Here is a 13,002-nt window from a genome sequence, read left to right as displayed (position 1 = left end):
GGGACAACCTGAGAAAGGAGCGAGGCGATGACTCATGAAACCGCGATGTGGCAGGTCTATGATTTTGCCGGCCACGAGGTGACCATCATCCAGCAATGGGTCGACCCCTTCGGCGTGGCGATGCTGCGTTTCGGACTGGTCGAAGACGGCGACGTCCAGGCCGCCGGCATGACCGAGGCCGAGTTCCTTTCCCAGGCCAGCTTGCTGCGTGACGCCGGAGACGAGATCGTGGAGGGCGCACGCTGATGACCACCTACGTACAAGAGCTCTCCATCGGTCCGGACGACGGCATCACCCTTGCCGTCAAGGACACCATCGACATTGCCGGCCTGCCCACCCGGGCAGGCTCTCCCGCACTCGACGATGCCGCCCCCGCCGCCTCGAATGCCGAGGTCGTGGAGCTGCTGCTCGCCGCAGGCGCCCGGATCACCGGCAAGACCACGCTGCACGAACTGGCCTTCGGCGTCTCGGGGATCAACGATCACGCGGGCACGGCGGTCAACGCCCACTTCCCCGACCTGATCCCCGGCGGCTCCTCCTCCGGCAGTGCCGCCGCGGTGGCCGAAGGCTCCGCCCGGGTGGCGCTCGGCACCGACACCGGCGGCTCGGTCCGCATCCCCGCCGCCTGCTGCGGCGTCTGGGGCATGAAACCGACCTATGGCCGCGTCAGCCGCGCGGGCGTCATGCCCCCGGCTTCCACCCTCGACTGCGTTGGCCCCTTCGCCGCCAGCCTGACGGATCTGGAATGGGCCATGTCCGTCATCGCCCCCGGTTTCACCCCTGAACGGCTCGAAAACGCCCGCATTGGCTGGTTCCCCGGCCAGGCAGAGCCCGCGATCGAGGCCGCCGCCCGCGCGGCCCTCGACCATGCCGGAATCGAGGTGATCGAGATCGACCTGCCCTCCTTCATGGCCGCTTTCGACGCCGGGGTCAGCCTGATCAACTCCGAAAACTGGGCCGCCGTCGGCCCGCTGGTCGCCGGGGGCAGGATTCACCCCGCGGTCGCCTCCCGGATCGCGGCGGGCGAACATGTGACGGCCGATGACCTCGCAGCCTCCGAAGCCGTGCGCGCCCGCATCATCGCCGAAATCGACGCCGTGCTGGAAACGGTCGACGTGATCGCCCTGCCCACGCTCGCCTCCGCCCCGCCGACGCTGGAGCTGGCCCGGACCGACACCACGGCCGTCGCCGTCACCCGCAACGTCCGCGCCTTCAACCTCAGCGGCCACCCGGCCCTGGCCATGCCCCTGCCCGCGCTCGACGGCGCGCCGGTATCCTTGCAACTGGTGGGCGCCAGGGGCGCCGATGCCAGGGTCTGCGCCGTGGCCGCCCTGATCGACGGCTGACCGCAGCCGATCATCGGGGGCGGCCCGGCGCAGCCCGTGTCAGAGCGTGAACCGATCCCGCGTCGTGGCAAAGACCGCGCCGCCCAGGCGGCCAAGCGCATCCAGGCGTTCAGGATCCACATGATGCCGGTCGTTGACCGCGTCGGCCCGCAGGGTGATGCCCTTCACCGTCCCCAGAATGATGTCCCGGGCGGGGCCAAGGTCGATGGACTGGCGAAAGGTGCATTCCAGCGCGACCGGCGCATCGGTCAGCCGCGGACAATCGACATGACGGCCCGGCACCGTCGCCAGTCCCTGCAGCGCGATCTCGTCCACCTCCGGCTCTTCCGGTGCGGCAAGGGCCTGCACCTTGGCCGCCATGGCCACATCGGGGATGTGCACGATGAAGGCGCCGGTGTCGAAGATGTTGCGCGCCGTGTCCTTGCGCCGCCCGTCCGGGCGCGGTTCGATCCCCACGGCCAGGGTGGCCGGATCATGGCTGAGCACCCCGAAGAAGCTGAAGGGCGCCGCATTGGCGATCCCGTCAGAGGAGCGCGTGGTGATCAGGGCGATAGGGCGTGGCAGAACCGCCCCGCTCAGCAGCTTGTAGCTCTGCGCGGCGGAAAGATCCGCCAGGTCGTGGTCGATGAAATCCAAGCGGTCCCCGCCATTTCTGAAAGTGAAACCGCATCTATAGAAGGCCACCGTTGATCGAGACAGAAAATATATCTAATCGAAGGTATGAATGAGATGAATTTCAACACTTTCGATCTCAACCTCGTGCGGGTCTTCCTGGCGCTGTGGGAACAGCGTTCGGTCACCGCAGCGGCCAGTCGCCTGAACCTGACCCAGCCCGCCGTCAGCCACTCGCTGAAACGGCTGCGGGAGCAGTTCTCCGACCCTCTGTTCACCCGCGTCGGCAAGACCATGGAACCGACGGAGATGGCGCGCCGCCTGCATGCGCCCTTCACCCAGTGCGTCGACGTCCTGCGCGAAACCATGACGACCTACGGTTCCTTCGATCCCGCGACCTCCGACCGCGTCTTCACCATGGCCATGTCGGATATCTCCGAAACCTACGTGCTGCCTCAGATCATCGGCACGCTGATGGCCCAGGCGCCCGGTGTCCAGCTCCGCTCGGTCCAGCTGGAGGCGGAGGATATCGAGGTGAAGTTGCGCTCAGGTCAGGTCGACATGGCCCTGGGATACCTGCCCTCCCTGAACAAGGATGAATTCGAAAGCACCTTCCTGCTGGAAGACTGGTTCGTCTGCATCATGCGCCGCGATCACCCGATGGCAGGAAAACCGCTTACCCTCGCCGATCTCGGCCGGATGGAGTTCATCGAGGTCGCGGTGCATGCGACCGGTTTCCAGATGATACGCGCGATCTTGCAGCAAGAGGATATCCGGCGACGGATCCGGGCCAAGATCGAGCACTTCTCGGTCATCCCCGAAATCGTCATGCGCAGCGACCTGATTGCGATCTACCCGGCCTCGGCTGCCTCCGCCCTGGTCGAGAAGGGCAACCTGGTCACGCAGGAGCTGCCCTTTGCGGCGCCCACCATCGACATCCACGCACATTTCCACGGCAGCTTCCGCAGTGATCCGGGACTGACCTGGGTCACCAACCTGCTCCGCGAAACCCTGCTACCGCACACCCGGGTCCCCACAGCCTGAAGCAAGGCCCCGGCTCACCCGGATACCGAATGATGCGGCGACATCCATGTATGCGCATCAACCAGGTTTCTCCCACGCAACCAAGCTGTTAGATCCAATCATGGAAAAGTCAAAAGGCAAAGGTGCGAGGTCCTACTCTGATCGGCTGCTCAGCTATCCGGGTGTCACCCTGCGTCACCTGGAAATCTTCGCGAAGATGATGAGTGGCTCGACCACGGCAGAGGTGGCTGAAATCCTCGGCATCAGTCAACCGGCTGTATCACTCAGCATTCGACAGCTTGAGGAAACCCTGGGGCTGAGCCTCTTCGAGCGCAGCGGACGCCGGCTGTCGCCGACCGATACCGCGATCCTGCTGAACGAAGACGTGGCCTCTGTCATGCTTGCCCTGCGCGGATTTTCCCGGCGCGCCTCGGATCTGGCTCATGGCGTCACGGGACGGCTGCGCGTGGTCGCAACCCCGCCGCTGGGTTATTCTCACGCGCCAGAGGCCCTTGCGCGTCTCTACGAACACTACCCCGCGCTTTCGGCGTCTTACGATGTACGCCGAATTTCCGAAGTCTACACCGCGGTTCAGACAGGCGAGGCGGACGTTGGCCTGGCCGTTTTCGAGGGCAACGTGGATACCGCGCTGCAGATTACGCCAATCCACCGCACCCGCATGATTGCATTGGTGCCCCGGGAAAGCACCTTGGCGAAGGCGCATGTCATTTCGCCCGAGGATCTCCGCGACACTCCCCACATCGGGCTGGAGAACGACAGCATCCTGGGCCAGTTGATCCGCGACGCCTTCCGAAGCCGCTCGGTGCCCTACAAACCTCGCATCGAGGTCCGTTTCTGCGCCACGGCGGCCGCACTGTCGGAACAGGGGATCGGGGTCGCCATGGTCGACCCCTACTCTGCCTCCTCCTACAGTTTCCCGAATGTCATCCGCTTGCCCTTCGCGCCCGCGGTCGATGTCTCCGCCTGCGTCGTCACCCGGCGGGGGGTCCCCCACAGCAGCCAGTTAAAGACCTTTACCCAGATCCTGAAAGACGTGCTGCACGTGAAGGAACTGAGCCTGCCGCTGTAGATCTTACCAGCCGGAGCGCCGCTCCTGGATCTGGCTGGTGATCCGCACCAGCGGCCAAAGTGCGAGGAAGTAGATCGCCGCCGCCGCGATCAGGGGCGTCGCATTGTAGGTCAGGCTTTGCGCCTGCATGGCGGATTTCAGCAATTCGTGCAGGGCAACGGCCGAGGCGATCGACGTCAGCTTCACAAGCTCGATCAGGTTCGACATCAGGTCGGGGAAGACGTTGCGCACCGCTTGCGGCACCACCACGAGGAACATCGCCTGCGGCCCGGACAGCCCGGTCGCCCGCGCCGCCTCGTATTGGCCCTTGCTGACCGAAGCGAAGCCGCCCCGGAAAATCTCGGACGCGTAAGAGGAGGTGTTCAGCGTAAGCGCCAGCGCTGCCGCGACGAAAGGCGGGATGTCGATGCCTGCAAAGGGCAGCCCGTAGAACAGGAACATCAGCAGCACCAGCGGCGGGAAGGCCCGCATGATGTCCACATACCAACGCACGATGAATCTCAGCACCGGGCTCGACGCCCGCCCCAGCAACGCCAGGAACAGGCCGCCAATGATCATCAGAGGGACCGAGATCAGCGACAGCAGCAGCGTCATTTCGATGCCGCTCAGCAGGATGGGCCAGCTGCGTTGCAGCACGGCAAGGTTCAGGAACTGGTCTGCGAAATTCACTTGTACACTCCCTTCGCGAAGCGGGTTTCCATCCAGCGCGTCAGCGCGACGAAGGGCAGGAAAATGGCCAGGTAGATTGCGGCCGTCAGGGTAAAGACCGAGGGGTTCGCGAGGTCGGACTGAAGCTTGGACGCGACCTGCAGCAGCTCAGGCGCGGCGACGACGGCACCGAGGGTCACACCCTTCGTGACCCCGATGGAACGGTTGGTCAGCGGTGGGATCGACAGTCGCAGCACCTGCGGCACGGCGATCAGGAACAGAGTCTGGTTGTAGCCGAGACCCGTGGCGCGGCCCGCTTCCCAGTGCCCCTTGGGCACGGCACGGAATGCCCCCCAGAAGACCTCTTCGGCGACAGCAGACAGGACACAGGCCATCGACAGAACAGTGGCCCAGTACGAAGAGAATGTGACGCCTGCCATCGGCAGAGCGAAATAGACCAGGACAATGATCACCAGCGCCGGAACGGCCCGGAAGAAATCGATCCAAAGTATGATGAGCCAATTCAGCGGGCGGATCCCGTAAAGGCGCAGTATCGCAAGGGCGAGGCCCAGCGGGAGCCCCAGCAGCATGGTCATCGCCGCCATCCGCAGGGTCATCCAGACCCCGGCCAGGATGATGGGCCAGCTTTCCGCCAGGAAGTCGAACCGGAAGAAGGTTGTCAGGAAGTGGTCCATGGGGCCTCGGATATTGGTCTGGATGGGCAGGATCCGGGGCATGCACCCCGGATCGCCGTCTTGCGGACCGTGTCGCGGGCAGGATGGGCGCCCTCAACAGCAGTCCCGGGGCCGCCAGCAGGGCGGCCCCGATTCTTGTCACTTGCAGGTCAGCTCGTGCGGGGTCTCGTCGTAGCCGTCGAAGCCCGGCGCGCCGTAGCCCGGATAGATGGTGGCCTGGGAGGTGCCTTCTGCCGGCAGGACGCCAAACCACTTCTTGTAGATCTCGCCGAAGCTGCCGTCGGACTTCATGCACTCCAGCGCATCCTCGACCTCGTTGCGGAAGGCCACGTCATCCTTGCGGAAGAAGAAGGACACGTTCAGGCCAACGGGGATCGTGAAGGCCACTTCGACAGCGGGAGTCTGCGCTGCGGTATAGCGGCTTGCCGAAGCATCGGCCATCGTCCCATAGGCGCGTCCGGACATGACAGCGCGGATCGCATCAGGCTGGGAGTTGTAGCGCTCGACGGTGAAACCGTACTTTTCGGCCCATTCGGTCGCTTCCTTGTCGGCGCCGGAGCCATTGTTCACGGCGATGACCTTGCCCTTGAGCTCTTCGAGGGAAGAAACACCTTCGCCTTTCCGGGTCATGACCGAGCTTTCGGTGGACAGGTAAGGTTCGGAGAACAGCATCGTTTCGGCGCGCGCTTCGGTCCCGTTCACGGGGGCGATGATCAACTCGTAGCGGTCGGACTGCAGCCCGGCGAAGATCGAGGAGAAGGGCGTGTCGATCGGATCGAGCGAGGGCCGACCCATCGCGGCGGCCAGGGCAGTGCCCAGATCGTAGGTAAAGCCCGTCAGCTTGCCGTCATCGCCAACGAAGGCGAAGGGGGCGAAGCCACCATCATAGGCAGCCTTCAGCGGCGCGGAGGCGTCATGGCCTTCGGCCATTGCCAGCGGGGCAGAGGCGAGCAGCGCAAGGGCGCAGACTGCGGATTTGAACATGGTCTTCATGGGAGGAACTCCTGTTGGCATTTTCCGCGCTTGATCAGCTGCGGTTGAGGGATGCGGCGAACTCCGCCGCAGAGGCAACGCGTTGCCGCGCGCCCATCTCCGCGCTCTGCTGGATGGAGAGCAGGACGTCGAGAATGTGGAAACCGAATTCGGCCGAGGCCTTGTGAGGACGGCCCTCGATGATGGCCCGGGCCATGTCCTGGAGGCCCAGGCCGCGGTAGTTCGCTTTCTGCACGCCCCGCAACTCCATGTTGGGCCGGCCCCAGGGGTCACCGTCGCAGGGGATCTGCTGCCAGGGATCCTGCCCCATGGCCAGCTCCAGCGTGCCGCCGAAGAAGTTCGGGTCAGCCATACGCAGAGTTCCGGCTTCGCAGTAAAGCTCGAGGAAGGGCAGCCCATGCTGGCAGACGTCCCAGCTATAGCTGAAGGCAATCTGCGGGCCGGTGGCGAAGGTCAGCGTGCCCTGGAGCGTCGTCCAGGTGTCGATCGGGATCAGCGCGCCGGCATCGGGGGCGCCCGGCGCGGCGATACGGCGTTCCTTGATGCCGATGGTGCCGGAGGCCGTGACGCTCTCTACCGGGCCCAGCAACTGCACCATCATGGCAACGTAATAAGGCCCCATGTCGAGAACCGGACCGCCACCGGGTTGATAGAAGAACCCGGGCGTTGGATGCCAGCCCTCGACACCGCGGGTCATCATCGCGGACATGCCGGTGACGGGCGCGCCAAGTTTCCCTTCGGCCAGCAGTTTCCGGGCGCGGAGGTTGGCAGCCCCAAAGCAGGTGTCGGGGGCCGACGCCAACCGCAACCCCTTGCTCGCGGCCAGTTGCAAAAGCGCCTGCGCGTCCCCCCGTGTCAGCGACAAGGGCTTTTCGACATAGAGGTTCTTGCCCGCCTCCAGCACCGCACGACCCGTCTCGTAATGCGCCGCCGGGATCGTCAGGTTCAGGATCGTGTCGATTTCCGGGTCAGCCAGCAGGGCCTCGACCGATAGAGCGCGCAACCCGAACTCGGCCGCCCGGGCCTCTGCGGCTTCGGGCCGGATGTCGGCGATGGCGACATAGCCGAAGGCATCGAAAATCCCCGCCAGCTCCAGATAAGTCTTCGAGATATTGCCTGCGCCCAGGATACCGACGCGCATCATGCCACCTCAGCCTCGGCCAGTCGCGCCTCTGCAAAGGCGTGGGCGGTCTGGGCAAAGCGCACGTAATCGCTGGGATTGTCGTGTTCGGCGATCACCGCCTCTGCCCCGGCGCGATCGGCGAGTTCCCACAGCGCAACCAGGTCGACGACCCCCTGCCCCGGATCGGCCCAGCCGTCTTCGTCAACCTTCTCACCAGCGCGCGCCAGGTCCTTGAGGTGCAAGATCCTGAGTTTGCTGGCGTATTGCTCGACCACGTTCAACGGATCGGCCCCGGCCCGGGCGATCCAGGCCGCATCCGCCTCCCAGCCCATTCCGGTGGAGAGCAGGATATCGAGGGGGCGACGCCCCGAAGGCAGCACGGTCATCTCAAAATCGTGGTTGTGCCAGATCAGTTCGTAGCCGTTCCGCTTGAGCAGCGGGATGAGACGGTCCAGAGACTCTGCCAGCTCCTCCCATCCTGCCTCATCCGTGGGGCGAATATCCTCAGGCAAGAAGGGGGCGACCAGAATCTTCAGCCCCAGCGTTTCGGCCAGGCGCAGACAGGCGTCAGTCTCATTCAGCAAAGCAGGCACGTTCATCTGGCCGCTGACCGCCGTCAGCCCGAACCGGGCGAGTCCGGCGCTGAAGCCCGCAACATCCTCGTAGCACTGCCGGTAAGGCTCCACGTTGGTGAAGCCGATCTTGGCGATCGTCTCAAGCTGAGTTTCCAACGGCGGGAAATTGCGGCTGGAGTAAAGCTGGAAGGAATGAGGATGTTTGATGGTCATTTATCAGGATCCGGAAAGAACTTGTGTGGGGTCAATCGAGAGAGACCGAGCCGAGGGCCATGGCAGCTGCTGCGAGAACGGGATCAATGATGGCGACGCCCGCATCGGCCTCCAATCGGGCGCGGATCGGGGTCATGCCGGCACAGCCCAGGACGACGGCGCCGGCCCCCAGCTCCCTGAGCTCGACCGCGATTTCCACGGCGCGCGCGTAAAGCTCCGGATCACGCCCGGTGGCTTCGGCGGTGGAACCGGCAGGTAGCGGAATCTCTCCGGCCAGGCGGCTGTCCACGCCCATCTGTCGCATCTTCTGGCGATGGCGCGGGATGGAGGCCGGGGCCATGGCGATGATCCCGAAAAGATCGGCACGCGCCATGGCGGTGAGGATTCCGGCCTCCTGAGCGCCGATCACCGGCTTGGAGGTGCGCCCACGCGCAATCTCCACCCCGGGGTCGGAGAAGCACCCAGAGACATAGGCCTTCGCCTCGGGATGAGCCGAGATCGCATCTGCAACCCCGAGCCCGGCACGGGCCACGTCCTCTACCGTCGCGATGGTCGCGGGGCTCTGCGGCAGACCGATCACCCTGAACAAGCCCGACAGCGGTGCAAGCGCCCCTGCGATGCTTTCGGTCACGGGGACCGAACTGTTGGGATTGATGACGAGGATGGTCATCGCAGTACCGTGCCGAAGTTCTGGGCCGGATCGAACTCCGGCGCGGTGAACCCGGGCTTGCCGCGCAGATCAACCGGGGCACGGCCGAAGAAACGCCCCTGCCCTTCGACGGCTTTGAGTTCGCCATTGGCGACGATGGTGCGGCCACGGTTCATCACGATCTCGGGCACGCCGGTCAGTTCCATGCCCTCGAAGGGAGTGTAGTCCATGTTGTCGTGCTGATCGGCCTGGACGACGGTACGCTTGGTCTCCGGGTTCCAGATCGCGATATCGGCGTCCATCCCCGGAGCGATGCGGCCCTTGGTGGTGCAGCCGAAGGTCTTGGCCGCATTGGTGGAAGACAGCGCCACGAACTGCTCGGGCGTGATGCGGCCCTTCATCACCCCTTCGGAGAAGAGGTAGGGCAGGCGCGCGGCAATTCCGGGCATGCCATTGGCGATCTTGGGATAGGCGACATCGGTCCCGTTCAGGAACTTGCCTGTCTCGTCCGCACGATAGGGCGCATGATCCGAGCTGACGCTTTCAAAAGTCCCCATGGCGACGTGCTTCCAGAGTGCAGCCTGGGTATCGGCCCCGCGCAGCGGCGGCGAACAGATGTACTTGGCGCCCTCCATGCCTTCCCGGTCCAGATCGTCACGCGTCAGCGCCAGGTACTGCGGGCAGGTCTCTGCGAAAAGCTTGGCGCCGTTGTACTTTTCACGGCGCACGATCTCGGCCCCGCCCTCGGTCGAGACATGGACGATGAAAAGCGGCGCATCGACCAGCTTGGCCAGCTGGATGGCGCGATTGATTGCCTCTTCTTCGGCCAGCTGCGGTCGAGAGATGGCGTGGTACTTCGGTGCGGTCAGCCCATTGTCGGCCAGCCGCTTGTTCATCCACTTCACCATGTCGTTGTTTTCGGCATGGACCATGGTGATGGCACCATGGTGCCGCGCGACCTCGAGGATGGACAGCATGCCGCCGTCGCCCAGGTTCATCAGGTCGTAGGTCATGAAAACCTTGAAGGAGGTAATGCCACGGGCGAAGGCGCGGGGCAGTTCGTCCGACAGCACCTCGGGGCGCGGATCCGAAATGATCAGGTGGTAGGAATAGTCGATGACCGAACGGGCGCCACGGGCGTCATAGGTCTTGATGACATCATCCACCGACTGCCCCCGCTGCTGCGCGGCGAAGGGAATGAAGGAGGAATTGCCGCCAAAGGCCGCCGAGATGGACCCGGACAGGTAATCGTCCGCCGTCATCACGCCGGAAGAGCTTTCCTGCGCGATATGGGCGTGCGCCTCGATACCGCCGGGCATGACAAGGCGTCCGCCGGCATCGATGCGTTCGGCGCCGCCATCAATCTTCTCGGCCACGGCGGCGATACGGCCGTCAGTGATGCCGATGTCTCCGCGGAACTGACCATCCGCCGTGACGATTGTGCCGGAGTGGATAACGGTATCGTAGGACATCATTCGGGCTCCTTCACGCCGGTCTGCTCGGTGATCAGGCCGTAATGCTCGATCCGCCGGTGCGCGGCGAAGTTGAAAACGGTGGACTTGCCGAAGGCGCATTTGCCGAAATCGGCCTCGGCCACCAGCAGCTCGTCGCCTTCGCCAGTTGCCTTGGCGATGACGAAACCGTCCGGATCGACGATGATCGAACCACCAATCATGTGGTTGCCGTCCTCGGTACCGCACTTGGCGACCGCGATGGCATAGGTGGAGTTCTGATAGGCGCCTGCGCAGACCGACAGCTCGTGATGATAAAGCCGCTTCTCCAGGCCCTCGTTGGCCGAAAGGTTGTTCTGGCTGGGCGTGTTGTATCCGATGGTGACCAGCTGCACGCCCTGCAGGCCCAGCACCCGCCAGGTTTCCGGCCAGCGGCGGTCATTGCAGATCGCCATCCCCATCAGAACGTCCTGATTGCGGACAACGTTGAAGCCGGTGTCGCCAGGCAGGAAGTAGCGCTTTTCCAGGTGCTGGTGAGTACGCTCGGGCTCGAACTCGGCATGGCCCGGCAGGTGCGTCTTGCGATACTTCGATACGATCTCGCCTTCGGGAGAAACCAGGATCGAGGTATTGAAATGCTTGCCCTCGGGCGTCAGCTCGCAATAGCCGAAGGTGAAGCCCATACCATAGCTCTTGGCGCGATCGAACAGCGGCTGGGTTGCCGGAGAAGGCATCTCGGTCTCGAACCAGCTATCGAATTCGGCACGGTCCTCAACGTAGAAACGCGGGAAAAAGGTTGTCAGGGTCATTTCCGGGAAGGCCAGGAACGTGACACCTTTCCGGTGCGCCTCGTCCATCAGCGCGAGCATGCGCGCCACCACTTCCTCGCGGGTCTCGGCCTTCTGTATGCCGCCGATCTGCGCGGCGCCGATGATCATCTTCGTCATAGTCTTGGTCTTTCAGATAATTTAGTGGGCGGCCCGTCTGTGGGCGGCGAAGGTCATTCGGAAACGCGGGACAGGAATTCCCGCAGGCGCTCGGACCTGGGGTTGCCGAATATTTCGTCGGGCGTCCCCTGCTCGACCACGTGACCGCCATCCATGAAGACGACCCGATCGGCCGCGTCGCGGGCGAAGCCCATCTCGTGACTGACCACCAGCATGGTCATGCCGCGGCCCTTCAGCTCCTTCATCACCTTCAGGACCGATCCCACAAGCTCCGGGTCCAACGCCGAGGTCGGCTCGTCGAAGAGCATCACCTTGGGATCCATTGCCAGCGCCCGGGCGATGGCGACACGTTGCTGCTGACCGCCTGACAGCTCACCCGGCATGGCCTGCGCCTTGTGATCCAGCCCGACCTGCGCCAGCAGCTCCATCCCGCGGGCCGCGGCGTCCTTCTTCGACCGTTTCAGCGCCCAGGTCTGCGCCAGCATGACGTTCTTCAGCACGGTCATATGCGGATAGAGATTGAACGACTGGAACACCATGCCGACCTGCTGGCGCATCTCGTCCAGCTCCTTGGCGGGAATGTCGGTGATCCGCCGGTTGTCGATGAAGATCGCGCCCGAGGTCGGCTCTTCCAGCCGGTTGCAGCAGCGCAGCATGGTTGACTTGCCGGAACCGGAAGGCCCGATCACGAAGACCAGTTCCCCCTTTTGCACTTCCAGGTCGATCGACCGCAGCACTTCGACATCGCCGAAGCGTTTCTCGAGCGAGTGGATTTCCAGCATGGGCCGGGTTTCGGTCATGGTCCGTCCTTCTTGTCAGCCGACACATGGATGGTGCGGGCTCTGTCGTCTTGGCTTCACCTACGCCCGAGCCGACACATTGATCGAGCAAATCAGTTGAATAAGAATATAAGCTCAGCTTATTGATGGGCGCGTCTATTGCCCTCATATCCGGCCCCGAGGGGACCGCAAGCACCTGAATGGATTGGATTCCCCGACCCCGGCCAACAACCCTGGCCAGGATCATGCCTCCATCGGGATCAGCGCGGGCGAGGCGGCCAGCCGCTTGTCACATGCTCAATTCGCGCGCATCCAAGTCCCGACCGAAACCTCTGGAGGACAACATGCGCTCCGCTTTCCACCTCGCATACCACGTAACCGACCTCGACGCTGCGCGGGACTTCTACGGCCGTGTCCTTGGGTGCACCGAAGGCCGTTCGACCGAAACCTGGGTCGATTTCGACTTCTTCGGCCACCAGCTTTCGCTGCACCTGGGCGAACCCTTCAAGACCACGAGGACCGGCAAGGTCGGTGACCACATGGTGATGATGCCCCACCTGGGCGCTGTGCTGCCGCTGGAAGACTGGATCGCCCTGTCCGAACGCCTGGAGGCAGCCGGCGTTGCCTTCGACATTCCGCCCGTCATCCGCTTTGAAGGAGAGCCCGGCGAACAACGCACGATGTTCTTCTTCGATCCCTCCGGCAACCCGATCGAGATCAAGGGCTTCAGGGATTTCGCCGGGCTCTTCGCCAAGTAAACCCTCACCAGGCAAGCTTGTCGCCCGGCCGACAGCACCTGCCCAAGGGTGGGGTGCCCCAGTGCCCCACCTTCCCCACACGTCACCAAGGCCCGACCGT

General features: G+C 64.0%; 15 protein-coding genes. 5 read left to right on the top strand and 10 right to left on the bottom strand.

Annotated features, from left to right (window positions below; genetic code table 11):
• Positions 1 to 27 precede the first annotated feature (27 nt).
• Together AC2IR1_RS03975 and AC2IR1_RS03970 are read left to right on the top strand one after the other, a co-directional pair.
• Positions 28 to 246 (top strand): hypothetical protein, encoded by a 219-nt coding sequence (locus AC2IR1_RS03975; RefSeq protein ID WP_486474985.1) that lies wholly within the window; start codon positions 28 to 30, stop codon positions 244 to 246.
• Positions 246 to 1,346, top strand: coding sequence for an amidase (locus AC2IR1_RS03970; protein ID WP_486474984.1), 1,101 nt, complete (start codon positions 246 to 248; stop codon positions 1,344 to 1,346). Before AC2IR1_RS03975 ends, AC2IR1_RS03970 begins: the two co-directional genes overlap by 1 nt.
• Positions 1,347 to 1,385: 39 nt before the next feature.
• On the opposite strand, the gene AC2IR1_RS03965 is transcribed toward AC2IR1_RS03970, so the two are convergent.
• Positions 1,386 to 1,982, bottom strand: coding sequence for a flavin reductase family protein (locus tag AC2IR1_RS03965; protein ID WP_486474983.1), 597 nt, complete (start codon positions 1,980 to 1,982; stop codon positions 1,386 to 1,388).
• A gap of 93 nt (positions 1,983 to 2,075) precedes the next feature.
• Here AC2IR1_RS03965 and AC2IR1_RS03960 point away from each other — a divergent pair, with 93 nt between their 5' ends.
• Together AC2IR1_RS03960 and AC2IR1_RS03955 are read left to right on the top strand one after the other, a co-directional pair.
• Positions 2,076 to 3,002, top strand: coding sequence for a LysR family transcriptional regulator (locus AC2IR1_RS03960; RefSeq protein ID WP_486474982.1), 927 nt, complete (start codon positions 2,076 to 2,078; stop codon positions 3,000 to 3,002).
• A gap of 46 nt (positions 3,003 to 3,048) precedes the next feature.
• Complete coding sequence (locus AC2IR1_RS03955; protein ID WP_486474981.1) at positions 3,049 to 4,071, top strand: LysR family transcriptional regulator; 1,023 nt, start codon at positions 3,049 to 3,051, stop codon at positions 4,069 to 4,071.
• Between the two features lie 3 nt (positions 4,072 to 4,074).
• Here AC2IR1_RS03955 and AC2IR1_RS03950 read toward each other — a convergent pair whose 3' ends face one another.
• The 9 genes from AC2IR1_RS03950 to AC2IR1_RS03910 form a co-directional block, all read right to left on the bottom strand.
• Positions 4,075 to 4,740, bottom strand: coding sequence for an amino acid ABC transporter permease (locus AC2IR1_RS03950; RefSeq protein ID WP_486474980.1), 666 nt, complete (start codon positions 4,738 to 4,740; stop codon positions 4,075 to 4,077).
• On the bottom strand, positions 4,737 to 5,414 hold the full coding sequence (locus AC2IR1_RS03945; protein ID WP_486474979.1) for an amino acid ABC transporter permease: 678 nt from the start codon (positions 5,412 to 5,414) through the stop codon (positions 4,737 to 4,739). Before AC2IR1_RS03945 ends, AC2IR1_RS03950 begins: the two co-directional genes overlap by 4 nt.
• Before the next feature lie 138 nt (positions 5,415 to 5,552).
• A complete protein-coding gene (locus tag AC2IR1_RS03940) occupies positions 5,553 to 6,407 on the bottom strand; it encodes a substrate-binding periplasmic protein (protein ID WP_486474978.1) in 855 nt (284 codons plus the stop codon).
• A 34-nt stretch (positions 6,408 to 6,441) separates the two neighbouring features.
• A complete protein-coding gene (locus AC2IR1_RS03935; RefSeq protein ID WP_486474977.1) occupies positions 6,442 to 7,548 on the bottom strand; it encodes a Gfo/Idh/MocA family protein in 1,107 nt (368 codons plus the stop codon).
• A complete protein-coding gene (locus tag AC2IR1_RS03930) occupies positions 7,548 to 8,318 on the bottom strand; it encodes a sugar phosphate isomerase/epimerase family protein (protein ID WP_486474976.1) in 771 nt (256 codons plus the stop codon). Before AC2IR1_RS03930 ends, AC2IR1_RS03935 begins: the two co-directional genes overlap by 1 nt.
• 31 nt (positions 8,319 to 8,349) lie before the next feature.
• The gene (locus tag AC2IR1_RS03925) at positions 8,350 to 8,988 is read right to left on the bottom strand and encodes an aspartate/glutamate racemase family protein (protein WP_486474975.1); all 639 of its coding nucleotides are present in this window, start codon (positions 8,986 to 8,988) and stop codon (positions 8,350 to 8,352) included.
• Positions 8,985 to 10,439: a dihydropyrimidinase gene (gene hydA, locus AC2IR1_RS03920; protein WP_486474974.1), complete on the bottom strand. Its 1,455-nt coding sequence runs from the start codon at positions 10,437 to 10,439 to the stop codon at positions 8,985 to 8,987. The genes AC2IR1_RS03925 and hydA overlap by 4 nt, the downstream gene beginning before the upstream one ends.
• Positions 10,439 to 11,365, bottom strand: coding sequence for an N-carbamoyl-D-amino-acid hydrolase (locus AC2IR1_RS03915; protein ID WP_486474973.1), 927 nt, complete (start codon positions 11,363 to 11,365; stop codon positions 10,439 to 10,441). Before AC2IR1_RS03915 ends, hydA begins: the two co-directional genes overlap by 1 nt.
• A 53-nt stretch (positions 11,366 to 11,418) precedes the next feature.
• Entirely contained in the window at positions 11,419 to 12,147 is a 729-nt protein-coding gene (locus AC2IR1_RS03910) for an amino acid ABC transporter ATP-binding protein (protein ID WP_486476368.1), read from the bottom strand.
• Between the two features lie 341 nt (positions 12,148 to 12,488).
• Here AC2IR1_RS03910 and AC2IR1_RS03905 point away from each other — a divergent pair, with 341 nt between their 5' ends.
• Entirely contained in the window at positions 12,489 to 12,902 is a 414-nt protein-coding gene (locus tag AC2IR1_RS03905; protein ID WP_486474972.1) for a VOC family protein, read from the top strand.
• Positions 12,903 to 13,002 lie beyond the last annotated feature (100 nt).

This window comes from Pseudooceanicola sp. NS-SX8 (assembly GCF_057380755.1).
Note: the sequence above shows the minus strand (reverse complement) of the source record. Positions and strands in the feature narration are given on the sequence as shown.